Source organism: Gordonia crocea, from assembly GCF_009932435.1.
Lineage (GTDB): Bacteria > Actinomycetota > Actinomycetes > Mycobacteriales > Mycobacteriaceae > Gordonia > Gordonia crocea.
In genome coordinates this window covers 280,773-305,078 of the sequence record NZ_BJOU01000001.1, presented here as the reverse complement: position 1 = coordinate 305,078, position 24,306 = coordinate 280,773, and the positions used below count along the sequence as shown (strand labels likewise).

24 protein-coding genes, 1 tRNA gene and 1 pseudogene are annotated in these 24,306 nt (G+C 69.3%); 9 read left to right on the top strand and 17 right to left on the bottom strand.

What is annotated here, in order from left to right; genetic code table 11:
* Positions 1–10 precede the first annotated feature (10 nt).
* The 13 genes from nbrcactino_RS01420 to nbrcactino_RS01360 form a co-directional block, all read right to left on the bottom strand.
* Positions 11–652, bottom strand: coding sequence for a TetR/AcrR family transcriptional regulator (locus nbrcactino_RS01420; RefSeq protein ID WP_161925744.1), 642 nt, complete (start codon positions 650–652; stop codon positions 11–13).
* Between the two features lie 42 nt (positions 653–694).
* On the bottom strand, positions 695–1,231 hold the full coding sequence (locus nbrcactino_RS01415; RefSeq protein WP_161925743.1) for a hypothetical protein: 537 nt from the start codon (positions 1,229–1,231) through the stop codon (positions 695–697).
* A 14-nt stretch (positions 1,232–1,245) separates the two neighbouring features.
* A complete protein-coding gene (locus tag nbrcactino_RS01410) occupies positions 1,246–2,295 on the bottom strand; it encodes a zinc-dependent alcohol dehydrogenase (protein WP_161925742.1) in 1,050 nt (349 codons plus the stop codon).
* Complete coding sequence (locus nbrcactino_RS01405) at positions 2,292–2,486, bottom strand: ferredoxin (protein WP_161925741.1); 195 nt, start codon at positions 2,484–2,486, stop codon at positions 2,292–2,294. Before nbrcactino_RS01405 ends, nbrcactino_RS01410 begins: the two co-directional genes overlap by 4 nt.
* A gap of 11 nt (positions 2,487–2,497) precedes the next feature.
* Positions 2,498–3,715, bottom strand: a complete 1,218-nt coding sequence (locus tag nbrcactino_RS01400; protein WP_161925740.1) for a cytochrome P450 — start codon at positions 3,713–3,715, stop codon at positions 2,498–2,500.
* Between the two features lie 37 nt (positions 3,716–3,752).
* Positions 3,753–5,015 carry a cytochrome P450 gene (locus nbrcactino_RS01395; RefSeq protein ID WP_371864453.1) on the bottom strand — a complete coding sequence of 421 codons (1,263 nt, stop codon included), beginning with the start codon at positions 5,013–5,015 and terminating at the stop codon, positions 3,753–3,755.
* Between the two features lie 11 nt (positions 5,016–5,026).
* Entirely contained in the window at positions 5,027–6,412 is a 1,386-nt protein-coding gene (locus nbrcactino_RS01390) for an aldehyde dehydrogenase family protein (protein ID WP_161925739.1), read from the bottom strand.
* A gap of 15 nt (positions 6,413–6,427) precedes the next feature.
* Entirely contained in the window at positions 6,428–7,216 is a 789-nt protein-coding gene (locus tag nbrcactino_RS01385; protein ID WP_161925738.1) for a coniferyl-alcohol dehydrogenase, read from the bottom strand.
* 228 nt (positions 7,217–7,444) lie between these two features.
* Positions 7,445–8,536 (bottom strand): N-acetylglucosamine-6-phosphate deacetylase, encoded by a 1,092-nt coding sequence (locus tag nbrcactino_RS01380; protein WP_161925737.1) that lies wholly within the window; start codon positions 8,534–8,536, stop codon positions 7,445–7,447.
* Positions 8,533–9,900, bottom strand: a complete 1,368-nt coding sequence (locus nbrcactino_RS01375) for a sugar porter family MFS transporter (protein WP_228460610.1) — start codon at positions 9,898–9,900, stop codon at positions 8,533–8,535. Before nbrcactino_RS01375 ends, nbrcactino_RS01380 begins: the two co-directional genes overlap by 4 nt.
* Positions 9,901–9,976: 76 nt before the next feature.
* Positions 9,977–10,522, bottom strand: coding sequence for a GDYXXLXY domain-containing protein (locus tag nbrcactino_RS01370; RefSeq protein WP_161925736.1), 546 nt, complete (start codon positions 10,520–10,522; stop codon positions 9,977–9,979).
* Complete coding sequence (locus nbrcactino_RS01365) at positions 10,519–11,616, bottom strand: DUF2157 domain-containing protein (RefSeq protein ID WP_161925735.1); 1,098 nt, start codon at positions 11,614–11,616, stop codon at positions 10,519–10,521. The genes nbrcactino_RS01370 and nbrcactino_RS01365 overlap by 4 nt, the downstream gene beginning before the upstream one ends.
* Before the next feature lies 1 nt (position 11,617).
* Positions 11,618–12,346, bottom strand: a complete 729-nt coding sequence (locus nbrcactino_RS01360; protein ID WP_161925734.1) for a hypothetical protein — start codon at positions 12,344–12,346, stop codon at positions 11,618–11,620.
* Between the two features lie 104 nt (positions 12,347–12,450).
* Here nbrcactino_RS01360 and nbrcactino_RS01355 point away from each other — a divergent pair, with 104 nt between their 5' ends.
* Complete coding sequence (locus tag nbrcactino_RS01355) at positions 12,451–13,293, top strand: SDR family oxidoreductase (RefSeq protein ID WP_371864452.1); 843 nt, start codon at positions 12,451–12,453, stop codon at positions 13,291–13,293.
* A gap of 9 nt (positions 13,294–13,302) precedes the next feature.
* On the opposite strand, the gene nbrcactino_RS01350 is transcribed toward nbrcactino_RS01355, so the two are convergent.
* Together nbrcactino_RS01350 and nbrcactino_RS01345 are read right to left on the bottom strand one after the other, a co-directional pair.
* The gene (locus nbrcactino_RS01350) at positions 13,303–13,587 is read right to left on the bottom strand and encodes a YciI family protein (protein WP_161925732.1); all 285 of its coding nucleotides are present in this window, start codon (positions 13,585–13,587) and stop codon (positions 13,303–13,305) included.
* Between the two features lie 33 nt (positions 13,588–13,620).
* The gene (locus nbrcactino_RS01345; protein WP_161925731.1) at positions 13,621–13,803 is read right to left on the bottom strand and encodes a hypothetical protein; all 183 of its coding nucleotides are present in this window, start codon (positions 13,801–13,803) and stop codon (positions 13,621–13,623) included.
* 192 nt (positions 13,804–13,995) lie between these two features.
* Between nbrcactino_RS01345 and nbrcactino_RS01340 the strand changes: the two genes are divergently transcribed.
* Positions 13,996–14,259 carry a hypothetical protein gene (locus nbrcactino_RS01340; protein WP_161925730.1) on the top strand — a complete coding sequence of 88 codons (264 nt, stop codon included), beginning with the start codon at positions 13,996–13,998 and terminating at the stop codon, positions 14,257–14,259.
* An 18-nt stretch (positions 14,260–14,277) separates the two neighbouring features.
* On the opposite strand, the gene nbrcactino_RS01335 is transcribed toward nbrcactino_RS01340, so the two are convergent.
* Positions 14,278–15,048: a FadR/GntR family transcriptional regulator gene (locus tag nbrcactino_RS01335; RefSeq protein WP_161925729.1), complete on the bottom strand. Its 771-nt coding sequence runs from the start codon at positions 15,046–15,048 to the stop codon at positions 14,278–14,280.
* A 399-nt stretch (positions 15,049–15,447) separates the two neighbouring features.
* Here nbrcactino_RS01335 and nbrcactino_RS01330 point away from each other — a divergent pair, with 399 nt between their 5' ends.
* Positions 15,448–16,404 (top strand): oxygenase MpaB family protein, encoded by a 957-nt coding sequence (locus nbrcactino_RS01330; protein WP_228460609.1) that lies wholly within the window; start codon positions 15,448–15,450, stop codon positions 16,402–16,404.
* Positions 16,405–16,420: 16 nt separating this feature from the next.
* On the opposite strand, the gene nbrcactino_RS01325 is transcribed toward nbrcactino_RS01330, so the two are convergent.
* Positions 16,421–16,506 (bottom strand) — tRNA-Leu (locus nbrcactino_RS01325).
* A 236-nt stretch (positions 16,507–16,742) separates the two neighbouring features.
* Here nbrcactino_RS01325 and nbrcactino_RS01320 point away from each other — a divergent pair.
* The 6 genes and pseudogenes from nbrcactino_RS01320 to nbrcactino_RS01295 all read left to right on the top strand — a co-directional run bounded on the left by nbrcactino_RS01320 (position 16,743) and on the right by nbrcactino_RS01295 (position 24,303).
* On the top strand, positions 16,743–17,969 hold the full coding sequence (locus nbrcactino_RS01320; RefSeq protein WP_161925727.1) for an FHA domain-containing protein: 1,227 nt from the start codon (positions 16,743–16,745) through the stop codon (positions 17,967–17,969).
* 214 nt (positions 17,970–18,183) lie between these two features.
* Positions 18,184–18,645, top strand: a complete 462-nt coding sequence (locus nbrcactino_RS01315) for an FHA domain-containing protein FhaB/FipA (protein WP_161925726.1) — start codon at positions 18,184–18,186, stop codon at positions 18,643–18,645.
* Positions 18,642–20,027, top strand: coding sequence for a PP2C family protein-serine/threonine phosphatase (locus tag nbrcactino_RS18410; protein WP_161925725.1), 1,386 nt, complete (start codon positions 18,642–18,644; stop codon positions 20,025–20,027). Before nbrcactino_RS01315 ends, nbrcactino_RS18410 begins: the two co-directional genes overlap by 4 nt.
* Positions 20,024–21,482: pseudogene (locus tag nbrcactino_RS01305) on the top strand (FtsW/RodA/SpoVE family cell cycle protein). The gene nbrcactino_RS18410 and the pseudogene nbrcactino_RS01305 overlap by 4 nt, the downstream one beginning before the upstream one ends.
* The gene (locus nbrcactino_RS01300) at positions 21,479–22,981 is read left to right on the top strand and encodes a penicillin-binding transpeptidase domain-containing protein (RefSeq protein WP_161925724.1); all 1,503 of its coding nucleotides are present in this window, start codon (positions 21,479–21,481) and stop codon (positions 22,979–22,981) included. Before nbrcactino_RS01305 ends, nbrcactino_RS01300 begins: the two are co-directional and overlap by 4 nt.
* Complete coding sequence (locus nbrcactino_RS01295) at positions 22,978–24,303, top strand: serine/threonine-protein kinase (protein WP_161925723.1); 1,326 nt, start codon at positions 22,978–22,980, stop codon at positions 24,301–24,303. The genes nbrcactino_RS01300 and nbrcactino_RS01295 overlap by 4 nt, the downstream gene beginning before the upstream one ends.
* The last annotated feature ends 3 nt before the right edge of the window (positions 24,304–24,306 follow it).

Genomic DNA, 24,306 nt, shown 5'->3' with positions numbered 1-24,306 from the left:
ATACCGGCGCTCACCCGCGGTCGAAGTCGTAACCCGCGCCCCGCAGGATCAGATCGACGTGGTCGCGGACGAAGTCGTCGGCGTGGGCGACCATCTTGCTGCGTTTGTCCGGCGGGGTCGCCAGCACGTGCATGATCAACCCGCCCAGCAGTCCGTCGATGAAAGCGGTGGGCCGGTCGATCGCCGAGAAGCGGCCCTCCGTGATCGCCCGGTTGGTCAAGTCGTACATGTACCGGACGTGCGCGACGGCGACCTGCTGGTAGTAGAGCTCGCCGACCTCGGGGTTGGTGGCGGCGTCGACGAAGGCGCGAAACGGGATCATCCCCTCCGGCGACGCGAAGGCCGCCAACGTCAGCGAGGCGATCTCGATGAGCTGGTCGCGCAGATCGGCATCGGCGTCGAAGTTGATCGGGATCGGTTCCTCGTGCAGCGCCGCGACGAGGAGGTCTTCGCGCGACGCGTAACGCCGGTACATCGCGTCTTTGCTGACCCCGGCCGCCCTGCACACCGCGCCGAAACTGAACCCGGCCCAACCGCGTTCGCCGTAGACGCTGCGGGCCGCCTCGATGATCTTGCGGTCGACGTCGGCGTCGCGGGGCCGGCCGCGGGACGGTTGCCCCTCGGCGAGCGGTTCGACGGCGTCGGCAGACATGATGTCCCACAGCATAGGCGGTGGTCGCGGTGCCGTCGGGGCTCAGCGCGGCACGCGCATGAACGCCTTGTCGATACTGGCAGTGCCATCCGGGGTCAACACGGTGCCGACGTTGCGCGTCCCGTCCTCCGAGAGCCGCCGCATCATCACGTATTGCGCCGTCCCGTCCGGGTTCTTGGTGATCCGGTACTGCGTTCGCGGGTCGACGTAGACCTGCTTGATCCACGCGATCGGCGCACCCAGCCGGGTGCCCTGCTTGAGGGTGTCGTTGGGCGCCAGCGCCGGGTGGTCGGGGTCCCCGTCGATCTGCACCACCGTGTACGGCACCCACTCGGTATCGCCGAACCGGCACTCGTACCCCATGTGGATGGCGAGGTCGTCGGTGATGTCGACGCGGATCCGGTAGATCTGGACGTCGCCCTCGTGGCGGATGTCGATCTCCTGGCCCTTGAGGACTTCGGGCACGTACTCCCCGCGGTCGGCGTCCCAGATGGTCGACTCGTCGTTCACCATCACCCAGTGCCCGTCGAATCCGCAGGGGTCGAAGGCGTCGAGCCCGTATCCGGTTGTGGCAGTCATGGTTTCTCCTCTGGTCAATCCGTGGTGGGGTCGATGAGCACTTTGAGCGGCCCGGGTCCGGCCACGAGCTGGTCGAGCACGTCGGGCAGGTCGCGCAGGGGACGCACGTCGCCGGTCATGGCCGCGGTGTCGAGCAGCCCGCGGTCCATCAGGTCCACGACGACGTCGAACTCGTCGCGGGTATGGGCGAGCGCGGTGTCGACGGTGAGTTCCTTGGCCAACCACAGCGCCGGGTAGACCTCGACGGGGGCGATGACCGCGCCGATCATCATCAGGTGCCCGCCGGGCCGCAAAGCCGCCGAGGCGAGGTTCATCGCCGCCGCCCCCTGCCCGGAACACTCGTAGACCATGTCGGCGCCCCGGCCCCCGGTGACCGCGGTGATCGTGTCCAAGGCCGCCGGATCGTCCGGGGCGAAGGCGGTGACCGAGTCCGGCGCCGGCCCGTATCGCTGCGCGATCTCGCGGCGCTGCGCGAGCGGCTCGACGGCGATCACCCGGGTGACGCCGGAGAGCAGTGCCAACTGCGTGGCGAACAGCCCGATGACGCCGAGCCCGATGACGACGGCGGTGTCGCCGAGCCGGGGCCGGGTGCGGCGCACGCCGTGCAGGGCGACGGTGGCCGGTTCGACCAGCGCCCCCTGCGCCAGGCCCACCCCGGCGGGCAGGGCGACCACCGAGCGCGCGGGTACCTCGATGGTCCGGGTGTAGGCGCCGTGGGCGGGTGCGGTCTGCACCGTCGAGAGGGACCGGCGCACGCAGTTGTGCGGGCGGCCGGCCCGGCACAATTCGCAGGCGCCGCACGGTGGTTGGCAGGTCCGCGCCACTGCATCCCCGACGACGAGCCCGTCGACCCCGGCGCCGACGGCTGCCACGGTGCCCGACCATTCATGGCCGGAGAGCGTCGGGTGGTACGGATAGCCCTGGCGGTAGGCGTCGACGTCGGAACCGCAGATGCCGCAGTAGGCGATGGCGATCCGGACGTGCCCGGCGGGGAGCGGCTCGGCATCGGGGGCCGGCACCGTCGACAGTTCGCCGGGGCCGGTGATGACGAAGGCGGTGCTCATTCCCGGACCTCGATCGCGCGCGCCGGGCAGGCCGACTCGGCGGTCCGGGCGGCGCCGTGCCACGCCTCGCCGGGCTCGGCGTCCACGACGATGACGACGCCGTCTTCGTCGCGCTGGTCGAACAGTTCCGGCGCCGACAAGACGCAGTTGCCCGAGCCGATGCAGTTGTCCTCGTGGGTGATGATGCGCATCCGCCGACCCCCTAGGCCCTCGTCCACGCGACGGTGAGCTCGGTGGGGCCCTTGAGGAGGCGCCGGGACCGCCAGTCCTGCCGTGGCGTCACATTGGTGAAGGTGCGGTAGCGGGCGAGCAGCGTCTTGAGCACGGCGGTGATCTCCATCCGGGCCAGGCTGGCGCCGGCGCAGGCGTGCTGCCCGAAGCCGAAGGCCAGGTGCGGCCGCGGGGACTCGCGGTCGATGTCGAGCTCATCGGGGTTCGGGTAGACCTCGGGGTCGCCGTGCGCGGCAAGCAGGTTGCCGCCGATCGCGTCCCCTTCCTTGATCAGCACGTCGTCGAGCCAGACGTCTTCCAGGGCGATGCGCCCGCGCGGGATGCCGATCCCCACGGTGATGCAGCGGAACATCTCCTCCAGCGCCCGCGGGAACACCTCCTCGTCGGTGCGCAGCCGCTCGAACAGCTCCGGTTCGTAGGAGAGCCACTCCATGATCCCGTTCAGCATCGTCGCGGTGGCGTCGTGGCCGGCGGCGAGCAGGGTGAATCCGACGGCGCGCAACTCCTCCTCGGTCCATTCCCCGGCCTCGGTGTCGTGGATCAGCGCGCTGAGCAGATCGTCGCCGGGGTTGGCCCGCTTCTCCTCGTACATCTCGTTGAAGAAGCCGAAGAGCACGAGGGCCGACGACATGGCCTCTTCCGGCGACATCGCCCGCGAGTCGACGAGGAGGTAGGAGGCGTCGAGGAACGCCGGGTCTTCGATGACCGGCGCGCCCATCAGTGCGCTGAGCACCTTCAGCGGCACCATCCGCCCCACCGCGTGGGTGATTTCGGCCGGGTTTCCGGCCGCCTCGAACTCGTCGAAGGCGGCGTCGATGATCTCCTGCGTCAACGGCTTGAGGGCGTGGACCCGCTTGGCGGTCAGGTTCTTCATCAGGATGCGCCGCTTGGTGGTGTGTTTGCGGCCGTCGTATTGCAGGAACGACGGTGGCGCACCCTTTTCGATCTCCCGGATCCGCGGGTAGTCGTCGAGCTCGCTCATCTTCTCGATCGAGAATCGCGGGTCGCCGAGGATGGCGCGGGCCCGCTCATAGCCCAGCGACATCCACCCCTCGCCGCCGAACGGGAAATCGACCCGGACGACGTCGGTGGGCGAAGACTCGCGCATCTGCGCATAGGTCGCCTTGAGTTCTTCGGCGTGGACGGTGTTTTGGCTGGCCGGCAGGTGGAACGGGCAGGTGGCGGTCATGATGCTCTCCTCAGCATTGGTCGGTGTCACGGACGGGTCAGGCCCGGACCGGAAGGGATGTGATGCCGTTGACGAAGTTGCTCGACAGGTAGACCGGCTCGCCGACCTCGAGGTCGGGCAGCTTCGTCAGCAGCTCCGAGAACAGGCAGCGCAACTGGATCTTTGCGACGAAGTGGCCGAGGCAGTAGTGGATGCCGCCCCCGCCGAATCCCTGGTGGGGATTGGGCCAGCGGGTCAGGTCGAACCGGTCGGGCTCGGCGAACACCGTCTCGTCCCGGTTGCCCGAGCAATAGAAGATCGCCACCTTCTCGCCCTGTGCGATGGGCTGATCACCGATCACGGTGTCGCGGGTCGCGTGCCGGGCGAAGTCCATCACCGGCGTCGCGTAGCGGACGAACTCCTCGATCGACTGCTTGATCCGGCCGTCGAAATCCTCGGTCAGCCAAGCCTTTTGGTCGGGATGGTCGGCCAGCGCCTTGATCACGTGGGCGCTCGTCTGTTTGGTGGTGTCGTTGCCGGCGGTGGACAACAGGATCATGAACGCGCCGATCTGCTCGTTCGTCAGCCGCTGACCGTCGACCTCCGCTTGCACGATGCTGGTCATCAGATCGTCGGCGGGGTGTTTGCGACGGTGCTCGGCGAGGTCGGCACCCATCGAGTGGAGGTATTGGATGTTCTCGAACATCCGGGTGATCGCCTCCTCCGAGGTGTCCAGGTCGGCGCCGATGATGCTGCCGGCGGCCTCGGTCACCGCGTCGCGCTCGCTGCGCGGCACCCCGACCATGTCCGAGACGGTGTGCATCGGCAGCAGTGCGGCCACGCGCTCGACGAAGTCGAATTCGCCGGCCCCGACCACCGCGTCGACGATGTCGCGGGCGTTGGCCGCGATGACCTCGTCGACCTTGCGCACCTGCTTGGGGGTGAAGGCCGCGCCGATGATCCGCCGATAGGTGGTGTGCTCGGGCGGGTCCATCGCGAGGAAGAAGCTCATCATCTGCTCGAACTCCACCGGGATGGGCCCCAGGCCGATCCCCTGCCCGGAGCAGAACAGGTCGTGGTGGGTGCTGACGTGGGCTATGTCGGCATGGCGGGTGACCGCCCAGAACCCCTTCTCCTCGTGGGGGAACGGGACGTCGAGCGGGGCGTGCCAGGTGATCCCCGGTCGGGCGCGCAAAGCGGCGAAGGCCTCCTCGCGGGCGGCGAAGGGCTGGCGCCAGAACCGCTCGGTGGAGATGTCGATGTCGCAGTGGGCGCGGTCGGCGGCGATGCGTTCGGGTGTCGGTGACTGGGCTGTGGTCACGGTCGGGACTCCTATTTGGCGGTGTGGATGGTGTGTGGTTCGGAGAAGCTGTGCAGGCCCCAATGGCCGCCTTCGACGCCGATGCCGCTGGACTTGGCGCCGCCGAACGGCTGGGCCGGGGTGACCAGGAGGTGGGTGTTGATCCACGTGGTCCCGGCGTCGAGGCGCGGGGCGAGGGTGCGCGCGGCGTCGACGTCCTCGGTCCAGAGCGAGGACCCGAGGCCGTAGTGCGAGGCGTTGGCGCGGGCGATCGCGTCGTCGACGTCGCGGTAGGCGATGATCGGGAGTACCGGGCCGAACTGCTCCTCGTCGACTACCCGCACCCCGTCGGAGAGGCCGGCGAGCACGGTCGGCTCGTAGAAGTAGCCGTGGTCGCCGTGGCGGCGGCCGCCGGTGACGACTCGTGCCCCGCGGGCGATCGCATCGTCGACGAGTCCCCCGACGCGCTCGAACTGCATGCGGTTGTTGATCGGCCCGTGTGTGACGCCGGGGCGGTCGCCGGGTCCGAGGACGACGGCGGCGGCGGTGGCTGCCACCGCGTCGACGAAGTCGTCGTACATCGACTCGGGGACGTAGGCGCGTTTGACCGCCATGCAGATCTGGCCGTTGTTGGCCATCGCGGAGTGGAAGACCAGCGGCGCGGTCTTCGCGATAGGGGCATCGGGCAGCACGATCGCCGCATCGTTGCCGCCGAGTTCGAGCGTGACCCGCTTGAGGTCGGTGGCAGCGGAGGCCGCGACCCGCTTGCCGGTGGCGGTGGACCCGGTGAAGCTGACCTTGCGGATCAGCGGGTGCTCGACGAGTCGCGCACCGAGCGGGTCGACGCCGGTGATCGCCTGCAGCACCCCGGCCGGGAAGTGCGGCGCCAACAGGTCGACGACGGCCAGCGTCGACAGCGGCGTATAGGGCGACGGCTTCACGATCACCGGGTTGCCCGCGCGCAGGGCGGGCGCGATCTTCCACAGCGCAAGGGTGATCGGGAAGTTCCACGGGGTGATCGCGGCGACCGGGCCCAGCGGGCGGCGCACCACTTCGATGCGGGAGTAGTCGTCGTCGGCGACCACTTCCACCGGATCGTCGAGGTCGGCGAAGTACATCAACCAATAGCCGCCGGTCTGCATCTCCAGCGCCGCCTCGTGCAGCGGGTTGCCTTGTTCGCGGCTCAACGTCGGCGCGAGGTCGGCGGCCGCAGCCATCAGGGCGGCCCCCGCGCCGCGCAGGGCCTCGCGGCGGGCGTCGTCGTCGCGGCTCCACGCGGCGAAGGCGGCATCGGCGGCGACGACGGCGGCGTCCAGTTCGGCGAGGCCGGCGTCGGGCGCGTCGGCGAAGGGCTCACCGGTGGCCGGGTCGACGACGGGGAAGGTGCCGGTGACCGGCGGGACTCGTGTGGCTGTCATGGCTGTTCTCCCGTCTCAGGCGTGTTGGCCGGCGAAGGTGGCGGCGGTGCCGGCGGAGAGCCCGGCGACGAATCCGCCGTCGACCTGGAGGTCTTGTCCGATCACCCATCCGGCCTGCTCGGAGAGCAGGAAGGCGATCACCGGCGCGATGTCGGCGGGGACCGCGTGCCGGCCGACGATCGAGCGGACGGTGTCGAGGGTGTCCTTGCCCATCGAGTCTTCGAAGTCGGCGAGGATCGGCGTCTGCACCGGGCCCGGGCTGACCGTGTTGACCCGGACGCCGTATTCGCGCCACGCGTGGGCGGAGAATTGCTTGGCGAAGGCGATCGCCGCCTCTTTGGAGACCGAATACGGCGGGTAGTCGTCCAGATTGGCCGCGGACCACTCGAGGCCCTCGGCGAAGCCGGCCGAGGCGAGCAACCCCTCGTTCTGCGCCAGCCGCAGGCTCCAGGCCGACCCCGCGGTCGAGGCCACGACGACGAGCCCGCCGCCGCGGGCGATGCGCGGCGCGATGCCGGTGGTGAACCGGCGCATGCCCAGGAAGTTCACCGCGATGACCTTCTCCGCGGGTGCCGTCCCGGGGATGCCCGCCACGTGCGCGACGCCGTCCCACTGCCCGTCGAGGCTGTCGAGGGCGGCGTCGATGCTGTCCGGGTCGGCCAGGTCGACGGGTACGTGGGGCAGTCCGGCCGGGTTCGGCTTGATGTCGGCGACGGTGACCTCGTACCCGCGCCCGCTCAGGGTCTGGGCGACCTCCTCGCCGATTCCCGACGATCCGCCCACCACCAGAATCCGTTGTGCCATCGCTGCTCCTTTTCGCGAGAGTGATCTGCCTCACTATCGGCTTGGGCGATGACACTAATACCGACCCCGAGGGTCGGCAAGTGGTTGGGGCCAAGGCGGAAGCCGGTTGCGGTGACAACCACGCCTTTGACCTGCGCTGTTAGCGCGAGCAGATTCCTTGAAATTACCGACTACCTGAGTCGGTAAATAACCGTGGCGGCGCAAAACCGGACTGGTTTCGCAAACTGCTCAGAGCACCGCGTAGGCGCCTGCGGAACCCACCGTCAGCCGTCCCAGATCGGCCCGTCCCAGGACCCCGGCGGGTGTGCCCGAGGACAGTGCGACGACGTCGCGCAACGCCGCATCACCGGCCGGCGACCCCACCAGATACCGCTCGACGAGGTCGGCCATCGTGCCCGTCCCACCCGCGATCGCACCGCCGTCGCGCAGCCGCGCCACCCCGTCGCCGACGGTCACCGCCAACGAACCGAGCCGGTACGAGCCGTCGGGCATCCCCGCCGCCGCCATCGCATCGGAGACCAGGGCCGCCCGCGCCGCGCCGACGGCCGACACGATCGAGGACACCAGCCGGGGATCGAGGTGCACGCCGTCGCCAATCAGCTCGACGACGACCCGCTCGTCGTCGAGCAGGGCGAGCACCGGGCCGGGATCGCGGTGGTGCAGCGGTCGCATGCCGTTGAACAGGTGCGTCGCCACCGTGGCACCCCGGTCGATCGCCGCGCGGGTCTGCGCGTAATCGGCGTCGGTGTGGCCGATCGCCACCACCACCCCGGCGGCGGTCAACCGGTCGATCGCGTCCAGCGCGCCGTCGAGCTCCGGTGCGATCGTCACCATCGCGACGGTGCCCTCGCCGGCCTCGAGCAGCGCGTCGATCTCCGCCGGGTCCGGCGGGCGCAGGTAGCGGGGATCCTGTGCGCCGCAACGGGATCGGGCCAACCAGGGCCCCTCCAGATGAATCCCCGGCGCCTCGCCGGCGCGGACCAGCGGCGCCAGCCGGCGGACCTGCGCGAGCAACTCGTCGGCGGGGGCGGTGACCAGGCTGAGCATGGTCGCGGCGTTACCGCGCGCGGCGTGGAAGGCCAGCGCGGCGCGCACATGCGCCACGTCGGGATCGGTGAACTCGTGTCCCCCGCCGCCGTGGCAGTGCAGGTCGACGAAGCCCGGTACCACCGTCCCGTCGATCGTCGTCGTGGCCGGCCCCGGCGGCTCTCCGGCCCCCAGCCCGACCACCGTCGCGTCCGCGATCCGCAGCCATCCCGGCGCGAGCACCTCGTCCTCGACGAGGAGGCGCTGCGCCGCGACGAGCCGCCCGCCGGTCACGACCGCCGCGCCCAGGTTCCGCCGTCGGTCCAGTACTGCTGGATGTCTTCGAGGGTGCGACCCTTGGTCTCCGGCGCCAGGCGCAGCACGAACAGGAAGGCCATCACCGCAAAGCCGCCGAAGATCGCGAAGGTGCCCGCCCCGCCGAGGCTGCTGTTGATCAGCGTGAGCGTGAACTGCGCGACGATCGCGTTGGCGACCAGGTCGGAGGTCAGCATCGCCGAAGACCCGTACGACCGCAGCCGGGCCGGGAAGCTCTCCCCCGCGTACACCCACACCAGGGCGCCGAACCCGAAGGAGAAGCCCATGGTGAACACGACCAGTCCGGTGAAGCCCCACAGGTTGGCGGTGGTCCCCTCGCCGCCGAGCGGGCCGTAGACGACGATGAGGATGACCGTGGCCACGATCATCGCGAAGATGCCGCCCAACAGGATCGGCCGGCGCCCGATCCGGTCCACGTAGCGCAACGCGATGATGACCGCGAGCAGCCCGTACACCTGCACCACCGCCGGCAGCAGCAGTGTGCCGAAGTGATCGGTGTAGCCCATCTCCTCGAACAGTCGCGGGCTGTAGACGACGACGGCGTTGATGCCGGTGATCTGGATGAAGAAGCCCAGACCGAGGACGAAGGCCGTCGCCCGCGCCCACGGCGCGCGCAGCATCTCCCGCAGGTGCCCGCCGGACTCGGCGGCAAGCGCGGCGCGCATCTCGTCGAGCTGTTCGGCCACGTCGGCGTCGGGGTCGATGGCCCGCAGCGCCGCCCGCGCCTCCTCGTCGCGGCCCCGCGACAGGTACCACCGCGGCGTATCGGGCAGGCGGATCAGCAGGAGCAGCACGAGCAGCGACGGCACCAATGCCAGTCCCAGCATCCACCGCCATTGGGCATCCCCGGCCAGGAAATACCCGACGAGGTACCCGACGATGATGCCGATGATCGTCGTCATCTGATACGCGACGAGCATCGCGCCGCGGCTGCGCGCCGGGGCGGACTCGGCCACGAACACCGGGACGACCACCAACGAGACGCCGACGGTGATGCCGAGCAACAGCCGCACCGCGGCGAGCGCGGCGAAGGACGGGGCGATACCCGACAGCACGGCGAACAACCCGTAGCCGATGGCGACGCTGATCATCGACGCCTTGCGGCCGATCCGGTTGGCCAGGGGCCCGGCCACCAGGGCGCCGATAATCGATCCGATCACCGCGACGGTGTAGAGCCACTGCTTGCCGTTGTCGTCGAGCGTGAACTCCTGGCCGACGAACTCCATGGCGGCGCCGATGTTGGACTGGTCGTATCCGTAGACGATGCCCATACTCGCCGCGGCCACCGCCACCAGCAGGCCCAGTCGGTTCCTCACACTCACCCTCCGCAGGCTCGGATTGCCAATCGCGCCAGGATACTTCGTCCGCACCGGGCCACCGGGGCGGATTCGCCCATGATCACCAGCCGAGGTCGTAGCGCCGGCCGTCGACGTCGACGCCGACCAACCTGGCCCGCCCGTCGGTCCCGATGGACACGATCGCGCCCGCGTCGTGCCCCGCGATCACCGCGCGCTCGATGGTCGTCGCGTCGGACTGGTTGACGTAGATGCGGTCCACCCCGATATCCATCGAGACGGTGGTGTCGGTGCACCCGAGGGTGCCGCGCACCGCCACGCCACCGTCGCGCTGCGCTTGTTCACGACTTCTATACCGACCCACCGGTACCCACCGAGACCCCTTGGGCTGCAACGAAATCCACTTTCCCTCACCGTGTGCACACACCTGGCCGCCGGGCAGGTCCTCGACGAGGTGGATGCGGACGTAGTGTCCGCGGACCACGTCGCGGGGGTCGACGCCGCGCATCGACAGCGTCACCTCGGTGCCGTGGGACCGGGCGTATCCCTCCCGGACGACCGCGCCGATCAGCACGGCGACGCAGAGGACCGCCACCCCGACGATCAACAGTGGACGGATCGACCGCCGATCCGCGGCAGGCGCCGTCATCGCACACCTCCGCTCGTCGGAGCGCTTCGGTCTCGGCGCAACACCAACCCGGCCACCAACGCCACCAGCGAGCAGCCGAGGAAGACCAGCGAGATCACGATGAGGTTCAAGCCGAGGTCGTGCAGCAGGGCACAGCAGGCGACGATGAGGCTGACCACGCCGAGGGCGGTGAGCACCGGCTGGCGGTCGAACCGCCCGTAGGCGATGAGCCCGGCCGAGATCGCGATCCACGCGACGCGGTGGCACAGGCCCAACACCGTGTTGTCGTCGAAGACGTCGGTGTAGCCGCCGGCGACGAAGAAGGCCAGTGCGCCGAAGACGAACCAGGACACCGGGATCCGTGCCAGGGCCGCGGGAATCGTGGATTCGCCGACCCGGCGGCCGACCACCTCCACCACGGCGGCCGCCGCGGCGACGGCCACGGCCAGGCCGATCAGCGCCCAGCCGCCGATGTCGTGGCGCAGGGTCAACCAGAACAGGGCGCCGAGGGTGGCGATCGAGGCGACGTGGGCCACGACCGCCGAGCGCCACCGCAGGGCCACCACCAGCGCCAGCGGAGCGACGATGATCGAGACCGGCAGCGGCCAGGACCCGGTCCCGACCATGGAGTCGCCGATCAGGACCGCGGCAACCCCGACGGCCAACGACCCGCGCGAAGCCCCGACCAGGCCGAGGGCGATCGCCGCGGCCCCGGCGCCGTAGGGCACGGCCGGCGGATCGCCGGTGAGGTCGAAGATCTGCCCCGTCAGGCCGATGGCGGCGGCAAAGACCAGCGCTGCGACGGTGAGCAGCACGTCGGAGACGACGACCCGTCCTCGCCGGCTCGCGACGGCCGCGGCGACGGCGGCGGCGAGGAAGCCGCCGATCAGCAGGCCGAAGCGGACCAGCCGTGGGATCCCGTCCCAGTTGGCCGCGATGAAGGCGATCACGGCGAGCCCGAGCAGCACGCCGGCCACCCAGATCAGCGCGGTCACCGCGTCGAGGCGGCGCCGCGACGGCAGGGACCCCAGGATCGCTTCCCGGTTGCCCGGGGCGACGAGGCCGTCGGCGATCCAGCGGTCGAGGTCGGCGGCGACGCGATCGCGATAGTCCAAGTCAGCCGACCAACAGTTGTGCGGCATCCGGCTTGAGCAGGCCGGTGACCTCGTTCCAGGGCAGGGTCACCTGCACGTAGTCGCCCAGCACGTGCGGTACTTCGACATACATGTGGAATCCTTCCGGCAGGGGTACCCAGGCGGTGAAGCTCGAGTAGGTCGCTCCGTCGCGTAGCCGACCGGTCGGGTCGTGGGCGGCGGCGCGGCTGGCCAGGAGCTTCGTCGCCTCGCTGCGGTCGGTGAACGGGTCGTCGATCACCGTGCCGGTCTGATTGTCGAGGACCACCGTCGCCACCCTGAGGCTCGGATAGGCGGCGCCCTTGGCATTTCCCAGCACGATGACCACGCCGGACAGGGTGCGGTCGCCGACGATGGTCCGACTTCGCTCGGCCGTCCCGATGCTCCCGTCCCCGATGGTTTGCCCGTTCCCGCTCGGTTGTCCGGTCAGCCGGGTGAGGATCGCGTCGGCCTCGTTGTTGAAGGCCGTGCGGACGTGCGGATCGCCGCCACGGACCTGGGGCAGCATCACCGTCCAGCTCGTCCCGTCGTCGAGGTGTCCGGTCCGCGGCTCGGTGACGGCGGTGAACCCCTCCGAGGGTGGCACGGACTCGCCGATCGTGGCCACCGAAGTTCCCGACGGATTGCCGTCGATGCCACACGCGCTGAGGGCCCCGGCGGCCAGCGTGAGCACGACGGCGACGCGGGCGGCGAGGGTGACGGGGGCGACCATTCGTCGAGTATGTCAAGTTCTCGGCGCCATGACGGTCCGTAGCGGCGACTTCCCGCGTGGCGTGGGGTCGGCCACGTCGGGCCCGTCCGGTCTGCCAAGCTGGGGTGGTGAAGCAGCAACGCGTAGCCGGATCGGTCATCGCCATCACCGGCGGTGGCCGCGGAATCGGCGCCGCAATCGCCGCTCGCGCGGCGGCGCAGGGCGGGGTCGTCGCCCTGGGTGACCGGGATCGCGAGGCGGCGGTACAGACCGCGGCAGAACTCGGCGGACGTGCCCGCGGCTATTCCCTCGACGTCACCGACGAAGAGTCCTTCGCCGCATTTCTGTCCGCCGTTGAGACCGACCTGGGCCCGATCGACGTCCTGGTCAACAATGCCGGGGTGATGTGGGTGGGCGCCTTCGACGCGGAGCCGCCGTCGTCGTCGGAGGCAATGGTCGCGGTCAACCTCCTGGGCGTGATCCGGGGGGTGCGCCTGGCCGCGCCGGCGATGCGACGGCGCGGACGCGGGCAGATCGTCACCGTCGCGTCGGCGGCGTCGAAACTGGCCCCGCCCGGAGAAGCGACCTACGCCGCCACCAAGCACGGCGTCCTCGGCTACCTGACGGCGGTGCGAGAGGAACTGCGCGGCACCGGCGTGACGATCTCGGCGATCCTGCCCGGAGTCGTCGACACGCAGCTCGCCGCCGGCACCGACACCGGTGCCGCCTCGATGCTCTCCCCCGACGAGGTGGCCGATGCCGTGGTGGGCGTGATCGGGCGGCCGCGGTTCGCCGTCACGGTTCCGGGATATATCGGACCGCTCGTCGCGCTGACGGGACTGTTACCCCAGCGCATCCGCGACGCGGTCCTGCGGCGCACCGTCCCCGACCAGGTCGCCGCCGTCAAGCAGTCGAACGCCCGTGCCGGCTACGAGGAGCAGGCGCTGCGGCGCGATCGCGACGAGTAGCCGCGCCGACTATTCGCCGAAGGGGCCGAACACGTTGAGCCACTCGGTGAACCGGGCCCCGGCGATGGCCCCGGCCCTGGCGAACGGATCCTCGGCGAGGATCCGCCCGACCGCCTCGCTGGATTCGGCAGAAACGATCAACAGCGCACCGCTGCCGTCGGTGTACGGGCCGACCAGCCGGATGACACCGCTCTCATAGCCCTCGCCGAGCCACTGCCGGTGGGCCGGCCGGTGCTCGTCGCGCAGGGCCGCCTCGTCAGGGGCGTAGGTGTATTCGACGGCGAAATTCGGCATGTCTCCATCATGCCCCCGTCCGGGCAAGCCCGTCTAACGCGGCGGAAGCCAGGGGGGACGGGCGGCCGGGAGCGGGTACTCGGCCAGGACCACCTCGTCGGGCGACAGCGGCGGGAACCCCTGCCCCGGCTCGCGCTGTTCGATGAACACCACGGCGAGGTACAGGTCGGGATCCCCGCCGTCGAACGAGGCCAGGCTCATCGTCCGGCTGTCCACAGCAACCACTCCCCCAGTCCGTTGCGCCCATCGTCTCACCGATTTCCGACTCCCCCTGTGATCCCCTGTCGGCAGCCACGTCAAACGGATGTGGCGGTTGGACGGGTGTGACAATGGTGCTCACCGAGGAAAAGGTCAGATCCCATCACCATGAGATTGCACCACCTTGTCCGCTAGTGGCGGGTCAAGCGCATGACGACGCCCGTGACGGGTTCGTTTCTGGTCGAGGCCTGCCCGCAACCCGACTCGGCGCCGGATTCGCTCTGGTACATGGCGTTGGGCTGCCCTCGAAGCAGACAGCGCGTGCCCGTGATTGTCGACCTGGCCAATCCAGAGAAGTTTGTCATCGAGTGGGACGAAGTCCCCGAACGCCCGCCGTACGGGGCTATCAACGAACAGACCCGCTCCACCACCGACCCCATCCTCGCCAGCCCGTTGATCCACCTGGGGAAGTAGCCGGCAGCGCTTGCGGGCTCAGTCGCCGATGACGATCTCAGTCCGCTCCTCCACCCGGGCGACCGCCTTGGCGAAGCCGTGGACGCCCTTGGTCATCCGACGGGTCGCGGCGGCAGAATCTCCTGCCCAGATGGCGTCGGTGATGTTCTTGTACGCCCGATAGATGGTCGTGCGCACCTCGTCGTCGACGAAGGCCGCGCTCTCGGTGGAGCTGTAGGTCGCCTCCGACAGCGCCGACATGAAGCCGGTCAACAGTTCGTTGTGGCTGGCGGCGGCGACGGCGAGGTGCCAGTCCACGTTGGCCTTCAAGAACTCATGGAGCGAACTCCGGTCATCAGCGACTTTCGCGTTCGCGGCGTCGAGGGCGGCGAGGTCGTCGTCGTCGCGGTACTTCGCGGCGAGCCCGGCGCAGGCCGGCTCGATCGCCTCGCACATCTCCAACAGCGCCGTCAGGCGCAACTGCTGGCCGCGGATGAGCAGGCTGACCGAGGCCGACACCGACTCGGCGCCGGGTAGCTGGACGAAAGCCCCGCCGGATCGGCCGGTCTTGATGACGACGAGCCCCTGCACCTCCAGGATCCGCAGCGCCTCGCGCACCGTGGTGCGGCTCATCTTGGTCTGGTTGACCAACTCGCGCTCGGGGGGCAACGCGGTGCCCGACGGGAAGTCGCCCCGCAAGATCCGTTCGCGCAAATCGTTGGCGAGGACGTCGGACGCCTTGGGCACCGACATGGGCTGCAGTCGGACCGGGTGCCGCTCGACGGCACCGGAGGGAGTTGAGTCGGTCATCGGCACCTAGCTTCCGTTTTCTAGTGATCATTCCTCATTCACCTGGCAGCCTGTGGCCGCCGACCTATCGACGCGGCGGATAGTCCCGTTTCGGATATTTGGCCCTACCACACTAATGGTCGACTGCACTCGTGGTTCGGGCCTGCGCCGAGACGCGACTGCCCGCTTTCCTACCCCCGGCCCGTTGGGCTGACCATTTGTCCAATACTCAGCATCTATCGCCGCCGCGCACAAACAGCCGCGGGCATCTCCCCCGACCGCAGCAGCCGGCATCACGCGGCCGCCGCTGCGGGCGGACGAATCGCCAAAGCGGGATCTCGGCAGGTCGTTGACCCGACCCGGAGGTCGGCCTACCGTTTTGTGATAACGATGGTTTTCAATTCACGCCTGGGAGGCCCCATGCCATCTCGACACCCGACGACGCTGCCCGGCCTGATCACCGCTTTCGGCATGACGAACGGCGTCGCGAACATCATCATGCAGTTGTCCCTGCCCGCCGTTGGCTACGGCGTGCACGAATCGCGGGTGGTCTCCGGCAGCCCTCGGCGCCACCCCGTCAAGCGGTCTCGGACGACGGGCCAGTACCTTGCCGTCGCCCTGTGCGGGAGCAATGCCGACCGGGCACGGATGCGCAGCGAGGTCCGCGATGTCCACCGGGCCGTCGTCTCCGGCCCAGGCAGTCCCGTGAAGTACAGCGGCAACAGCCCCGACCTGCAGAAGTGGGTTGCCGCGTGTCTCTTCCGCTACTACCTCGACCAGTACACGGCGCTCTACGGCGAACTCCCGGCCGACAACCTCGACGCGCTGACGAGATCGGCGTCGACGCTTGCCACCACCCTGAACGTCCGCGAATCCGCATGGCCGCGCAGTTGGGCCGAGTTCGAGGACTACTGGCACCACACCCTGCCCCTGCTGGCGATCGACGAACCCATCCGCCGCGACTTCGAGTCGTTGGCCAGCGCCGAGGTCATCACCGAGGCGTGGGGTCCGGCGGCCCGCCCGCTCGCGGCCCTCGGCGGCAGCCGCCTTCGCTTCATGACCCGAGGCAACCTGCCGACGGAATTCCGCACGATGATGGGGTGGGACTGGTCGGCGCGCGATCAACACCGCTTCGACCGGACGGTGCGCGTCTACCGCGCGGCCGACCGCCTCGGTGCCGGCCACCTCATGCGGCTCTCCTACCGGCTCGCGGTCGCCGATTTCCGGTTGCGCGCGCCCTCCTCGGAGACCGGGCGCTCGGCGCCATCCGAGTCTCGACGGTGCCGATCAAGGACGGCGGCGGGAGTCGCCGATGCGCCCGGGCCGCAGACCGGCTTTCCCACCCCTACCCACGGATACGAAAAAACCCCTACCTGAGTCGGTAGGGGTTTCCTGGTGGGCGAAGGGGGACTTGAACCCCCACGTCCCGAAGGACACTGGCACCTGAAGCCAGCGCGTCTGCCATTCCGCCACTCGCCCGTGGCACTGGAAACAGTGCGTCCGCTTGGACCCGAGAACGATAGCACGAGCCTCCGGCGGGATGAAATTCCGAATAGCGAGGCCCGGCCCGCACCACAGCCGCGAGGCTGAAACCAGTGGTGCTGCCGATACTAATGTGACGATCCTGTGTCCCATCGGCTTGTGTCGAGCCGCTATCATGAAACGAATTGTTCCGCACGCGCGACACGCCAGGATGACGACGGGAGGTCTCGACTTTGGGCATCATGCAACGCATCGAGCGCAAGCTCGAGGGTGCCGTCGACGGCGGGTTCGCGCGGGTCTTCGGGGGAAACGTCGCCCCCCAAGAGGTGGAACAAGCCTTGGCCCGCAAAGCCGAGGACGCGGTGACGACGGTCAGCCCCGGCTCCTACCTCACCGCCAACAGCTACACCGTCGAGGTTTCCCAGGACGACTTCGCCCAGCTCGCCGACGAGTACGAGCTCAATAGGAAAACCTTTTCCCGCCACCTGGACGAGTTCATCCGCGATAGTGGGTGGCAGACTTATGGGCCGGTCGTCGTCGAATTCGACCCGGCCCCAGAACTTCACACCGGGCAACTGCGCGTCACCGGCACCGTCGACCCCGACGTCGTGCCCCGGCCCCCGATCACGCCGGGACGCCCCGACCCCGGACCCGCAAACCAACCAAACCACCGCGAGAACGCACAGCTAGGAGCTCCGCACATGACCCAGAATCCCCGGAACGACCAGGCCGGCTACAGCCAGGGCGGGTACGACCCGCAGGGATACGACCAGCAGGGCGGATACGACCAGCAGCAGGGTTACGACCAGGGCGGCTACCAGCAGCAAGGCGGGTACGACCAGCAGGACTACCAACAGCAGGGCGGCTACGCCCAGGGCGGTTACGACCAGCAGGACTACAACCAGCAGGGCGGCTACAACCAGCCGCCGAGCTACGACCAGCAGGGCGGCTACAACCAGCAGGGCGGCTACAACCAGCCGGCCGGTCAGCAGGGCTACGCCCAGGGCGGCTACCAGCAGGGTGGCGGTTACGGGCAACAGCCCAACTACGACCAGGGTGGTTACCAGCAGGGCGGCCAGCCCGGCTACGACCAGGGCGGGTACGGCCAGCAGCAGGGCGGCTACCAGCAGGGCTACAACCAGCCCGCGTACGGCCAGCCCCAGAACTACGCCCCCACGGCGATCACCCTGCTCCTCGAGGACGGCAGCAACCGCACCTTCTCGCTGCGCGAGGGCTCGAACGTGATCGGCCGCGGGCAGGACGCCCAGTTCCGCCTCCCCGACACCGGCGTCTCGCGCCGCCACGTCGAGATCCGGTGGGACGGCCGTGCCGCGATGCTGACCGACCTCAACTCCACCAACGGCACCACCGTGAACGACGTCCCGGTGAACGACTGGGAGCTCGCCGACGGTGACCGGATCCGCATCGGGCACTCCGACATCACCGTTCGCTTCCAGTAACCCCGGCCGAACGATCGCTCGCCCCGCGTTACCTATGAGCAGCGCGAAAGGTAGCGATTCGGCGTCAGTCGATACCGAACTGTCACCTTTCCACAAGGGTCTCCGGGCGTTCGGCCCATAAGATGACGGTTGGTCCCACGACCAGCGCCCCGCGGTCGCCGGGCGCGACCGTCCACAGTTGCGGACGGTGGGCGGAAACGGAAGGCGGTGCGGCATGCAGGGTTTGATTCTGCAGTTCTCCCGCATCGGTTTCCTCATCCTGCTGTGGCTTTTCGTCTACGCGACCATCCGGGCGCTGCGCACCGACCTGTCCGCCGCCGCCGGACGCCCGATGGTCGGCGGCCGATCCTTCACCTCGCGACCCCGGACCAAACGGGCCCGCGGCTCGGCCCGCTACCTCGTCGTCACCGGCGGGGCCCTCGCCAACACCCGCATCTCGTTGGGCGACCAACCCCTGCTGCTGGGCCGCGCCGACGACTCCACCCTCGTCCTCACCGACGACTACGCCTCCGAGCGCCACGCGCGGCTGTCCCGGCGCGGCGACGACTGGTACCTCGAAGACCTCGGGTCGACGAACGGCACCTACCTCGACCGCGCCAAGGTCACCACCTCGGTCCGGGTCCCCCTCAACACCCCGATCCGCATCGGCAAGACCGTGATCGAGTTGCGCCCGTGACCCTCGTCTTGGAATACGTCGCCCGCAGCGACCGCGGACTCGTCCGCTCGAACAACGAGGACTCCGTCTACGCCGGTCCCCGGTTGCTCGCGCTCGCCGACGGCATGGGCGGCCACGCCGCCGGCGAAGTCGCCAGCCAGCTGGTCATCCAGGCCATGCAACCCCTCGACGACGACGAGCCCGGCGGCGACATCCTCGGGCTGCTGCACCGCGCGATGGACCTGGGCAACGACGCCATCGCCGCCCAGGTCGACGCCAACCCCGAACTCGACGGCATGGGGACCACCCTGACCGCCCTGTTGTTCTCCGGGACACGGGTCGGGCTCTGCCACGTCGGCGACTCCCGCGCCTACCTCTTCCGCGACGGCGAGGTCTCGCAGATCACCCGCGACGACACCTTCGTCCAGGCGCTCGTCGACGAGGGGCGCATCAGCGCCGACCAGGCACACACCCACCCCCAGCGCTCGCTGATCATGCGCGCGCTGACCGGCACCGAGGTCGACCCCACCCTCACGATGCGCGAGGCGCGCGCCGGGGACCGCTACCTCCTCTGTTCGGACGGGCTCTCCGACGTCGTGTCCGAGGAGACGATCGGTGACACCCTCGGTTCGGTCGAGTCGCTGTCCGCGTGCGCCGACCGGCTGATCGAATTGGCGCTGCGCAGCGGGGGCCCCGACAACGTGACGGTCGTCCTCGCCGACGTCGTCGACACCGAGTACGGCGAATCGCGACCGATCCTCGGCGGAGCGGCTGGCGGGGATGGCGAGGCCGTCTACACCCCCGATCCCTCGTCGGCCGCGGGCCGCGCAGCGGCGCTGCGGCCGTCTCCGGAGCCGGCCAAACCCGTCGCGGTCAGCCTCGAGGAGGAACAGCCGACGCGGCCGAAGCGCCGCTGGCGGCGGTGGGTCACCCTCGCGGTGATCGCGCTGCTGATCGCGACGGTGGCCGTCGCCACCCTGATCACCCGATCCAAGCTCGACGCCAATCACTTCCTGCAGGTCGACGACGGCAACATCGTCGTCTACCGCGGTTCCCCGGACCCGGTGTTCTGGTTCACGCTGAACTCCCCGGCCGAGCGGGTCTGCATCGACGACCTCGCCGCCGAGCACCCGAAGATCACCTTCGTCGCCGACCAAACCGCGGCCTGCAACCCGCTGCCGGTGGCCGCCCTGGCCGAACTCGACCGCAACGCGGTGCGCGAACACAAGGTGCGCAACCTGTCCCTCGACGACATGCACGAGCGCGTCCGCGGACTGATGCTGTTGCCGATGTGCCGGCCGGCCACGCCGCCGGCCCCCGCACCCGCGCCGCCGCCCGAACAACCACAACCCGCGCCGCCCGCACCGACCGTCACCGACGGACCCTGCCGAGGGGCCCGATGAGCGCGCCGACCGTGAGCCCGTCCACGGCCTCGACGGACAAGCCGAAGAACCGCGCCCGCCGAACCGAGCTGACCCTCATCGGTTTCGCCGTGGGACTCGTCGCGGTGGCATTGCTCATCGTCGAAACCGCGCAGTCCCAACCGATCGGGTGGGACCTGGTGAAGTACCTCGCCGCCTATGTGGCGCTGTACGCGGTCGCCCACCTGGCGGTCCGCTTCTTCGCCCCGCACGCCGACCCGTTGTTCCTGCCCATCGTCGCGATCCTCAACGGGCTCGGACTGGTCCTCATCCACCGACTCGACCTCGGTGCCGCTCGACCGGGCGAATCCGTCGACGGACAGGCCGAGATCCGCAACAACGCCGACCAGCAGGTGTGGTGGACGCTCATCGGCATCATCGTCTTCGTCTTGGTCCTCGCCCTGATCCGCGACCATCGCACCATCGCCCGGTATGCCTACACGTTGGGCCTGGGCGGCCTCGTGTTCCTGGTCATCCCGATCCTGCTGCCGAATTCGCGCGTCTACGGGTCGAAGAACTGGATCGTCACGCCGTTCTTCTCGATCCAACCCGGCGAGTTCGCCAAGATCGCGCTGATCCTGTTCACCGCCGCGGTCCTGGTCGGCAAACGCGACCTGTTCACCACCGCCGGGCGCCGGATCGGCCGGTTCGACGTCCCGCGCGCCCGCGATCTGGGCCCGCTCCTCCTCGCGTGGGCGGTGGCGATCCTCATCTTCATCCTGCAGAAGGACCTCGGCGCCCCGCTGCTCATCTACATGACGATCCTGATCATGTTGTACGTCGCCACCGACAAGATCGGTTGGGTCGTGATCGGCCTTCCGCTCTTCCTCGCCGGCGCGGTGGTCGCCTACCTGCTCTTCACCCACCTGCAAACCCGGGTGCAGATCTGGATCGACCCGTTCGCCGACCCGACCGGCGACGGCCTGCAGATCGTGCAAAGCATGTTCGGCCTCGCCACCGGCGGTCTCTTCGGAACCGGCCTGGGATCCGGGCGCCCCAACATCGTCCCGTTCGCCAACACCGACTTCATCATCGCGACGATCGGCGAGGAACTCGGCCTCGTCGGGCTCGCCGCCGTGCTGTGCCTCTACCTCGTGCTGGTAATTGTGCCTCTACCTCGTGCTGGTAATGCGGGGGCTGCGCACCGCGGTCACCGTCCGCGACAGCTTCGGCAAACTCGCCGCGACCGGGCTGGCCGCCACCGTCGCGGTCCAGCTGTTCGTCGTGGTCGGCGGCGTCACGAAACTCATCCCGCTGACCGGGTTGACCACGCCCTTCATTTCTTACGGCGGGTCGTCGCTGTTGGCGAACTTCATCCTGGTCGCGCTGCTCATCCGGATCTCCAACGCCGCGCGCGAGCCCCAACGGCGCCCGACCCCCGGCCCGGCGCTGACCGCCATCCCGACCAGCGTGATCCCCATCGGGGGTGACCGATGAACAAACCGATCCAGCGCATCGGCATGCTCGTCTGCCTCCTCATCGTCGCCCTGCTGGCCAACGTCACCTACATCCAGGTGTTTCGGGCCAACGAGCTGCGCGCCAACCCCGGCAACAACCGGGTGCTGCTCGACGAATACGGGCGCCAGCGCGGCGCGATCACCGCCGGCCCGGACGTGATCGCCCAGTCGGTCCCGACCAACGGCGAACTGCGCTTCCTGCGCTCCTACCCGGCCGCGACCGCGTCCGCGTTCGCCCCGGTGACCGGCTACTACTCGTTCCAGTACCGCAGCTCCGGAATCGAACTGGCCGAGGATTCCATCCTCAACGGCAACGACGATCAGCTGTTCGGTCAACGCTTCATGGACATGTTCGCCGGCCGCGACCCCCGTGGCGGCAACGTCGTCACGACGATCCGCGCCGATCTGCAGCGGGCCGCCTACGACGCCTTGATGAACGGGCGCTGCGACGGTCCGTGCCGCGGCGCCGCCGTCGCCATCGAACCGAGCACCGGCAAGATCCTCGCCCTGGTCAGTACCCCGTCCTTCGACCCCAACAAGCTGGCCAGCCACAATGCGCAGACCCGTGAGCGCGCGTGGTCGACCTGGAACGATCCGGCGAACAAGTCCGATCCCATGCTGAACCGCCCGCTCGACCAGCTCTACCCGCCGGGTTCGACCTTCAAGGTGATCACCACCGCGGCCGCGCTGCGCGACGGCATCAACCCCGACATCCGGCTCACCGCGGCCCGCAGCATCACCCTGCCGGAATCGTCGACGAAGCTCACCAACTACGGGAACAAGCCCTGCCCGGGTGCGGTCGACGGAACCGTAACGCTGGCCCAAGCGTTTCAGTACTCGTGCAACACTGCATTCGTCGACCTGGTGGTCAACAAGATGAAGCTTCCCGAGGCCGCGCTGATCGAGACGGCCAAGCGGTTCGGACTCGACGAACCGACGCCGACGATCCCTCTTCCGGTGCGCGCCAAGTCAACCGTGGGCACCATCGAGAACCGCGCCCAACTCGGCCAGTCGGCGATCGGGCAGTTCAACGTCCGGGTGTCCGCGCTGCAGAACGCGGTGATAGCGGCGACAATAGCCAACGGTGGGGTGCGCATGCAGCCCTATCTGGTCGATAAGCTACAAGCACCCGACCTCCGAACGCTGTCGACGACCTCGCCGGCGACGGTCAACGAGCCGGTCAGTTCCGCGCAGACAGCAATCCTGACCTCGCTGATGATCGACTCCGAGCGCCAGTCGGGGGGACCGGTCACCATCGCGTCGAAAACCGGGACAGCCGAGCACTCGGCCGGTCCGGCCACCGGCGAGGTGCCCTACGCGTGGTACATCGCGTTCGGTCCCTCCACCAACGCCCGGGTGGCGGTGGCGGTCGTCGTGGAGAACGGACAGTTGGGAACCGACACCACGGGAGCTTCGGTAGCAGCACCCATAGGACGCGCAGTGATTGAGACAGCATTGAGAGGAGGTGGCGGACGATGACGCTGCAACAAGGCACAGTGATCGCCGATCGCTACCGGCTCATGCGGTTGATCGCGACGGGCGGAATGGGCCAGGTGTGGGAAGCGCTCGACACCCGGCTCAACCGGCGCGTCGCCGTGAAGGTGCTGAAGTCGGAGTACTCGACCGATCCGGAGTTCATCGGCCGGTTCCGCGCTGAGGCGCAGACCACCGCCCGCTTGAACGATCCCGGGATCGCCGGCGTCTTCGACTATGGCGAGACCCCCGACCGCAATGGCGGGCAGGCGCTGGCCTATCTGGTGATGGAGCTCGTCGACGGCGAGCCGCTCAACGCCGTCATCTCCCGGATGGGCAAGCTTCCGGTCGCCAACACCCTCGACATGCTCGAGCAGACCGGGCGCGCCCTGCAGGCCGCCCATGAGAAGGGCCTGGTCCACCGCGACGTCAAACCCGGCAACATCCTCATCACCCCCGAGGGGAAGGTGAAGATCACCGACTTCGGCATCGCCAAGGCCGCCGACGCGGCACCGGTGACACAGACCGGCATCGTCATGGGCACCGCCCAATACATCTCGCCCGAGCAGGCCAACGGCGGCGAGGCGACGTCTGCCTCCGACGTCTACTCGCTGGGCGTGGTCGGCTACGAGGCGCTGACCGGGCGCCGCCCGTTCCAGGGCGACGGTGCGATCACCATCGCGATGAAGCACATCCAGGAGGCGCCGCCGCCGTTGCCGGCCAATCTTCCCGCCGACGTGCGCGAGCTCGTCGAGACGACACTGGCCAAGGACCCGCAGCAGCGATTCGCCAGCGGTGGCGAGTTCGCCGATGCCGTTGCCGCCGTCCGTGCCGGCCGGTCGCTGCCCACTCCGCGCACCGCGTCGAATGCTGCCGTCGCTCCCGCCGCGGTTCGCCGCACGGCCGCGGCCGGATCGTCCTCCGCTGCCGCTCGTCGTTCCACTCCGACAGCCACGGACGGTGGCTGGACCGGTGGCCAGAAAGCCCTGGCCGCGATCGCGGTGATGCTGCTGCTGACCGCCCTCGTCCTGGTGGGCTACCTCGTCTCACAGATGAACAACTCGCCGACGGTCACGCCGACGACGACGGTCGTGCGCGATACCCCCACGCCGCCGCAGACCACGCGCACCACCCCCCGGACCACGACGAAACCGACCACCACCACCACCACGACGACCACCGACGACGACACGACCACCACGACGACGACGACGACAACACCACCGACCCGTACCCGGACCAAGCCGCGTCCCGAGGACATGCCCCCGGACCCGGGCGCCCCGACGGCACAGTGGCCGCCGTTCCGCATCCCAGGACTGCCGGGATAGCGC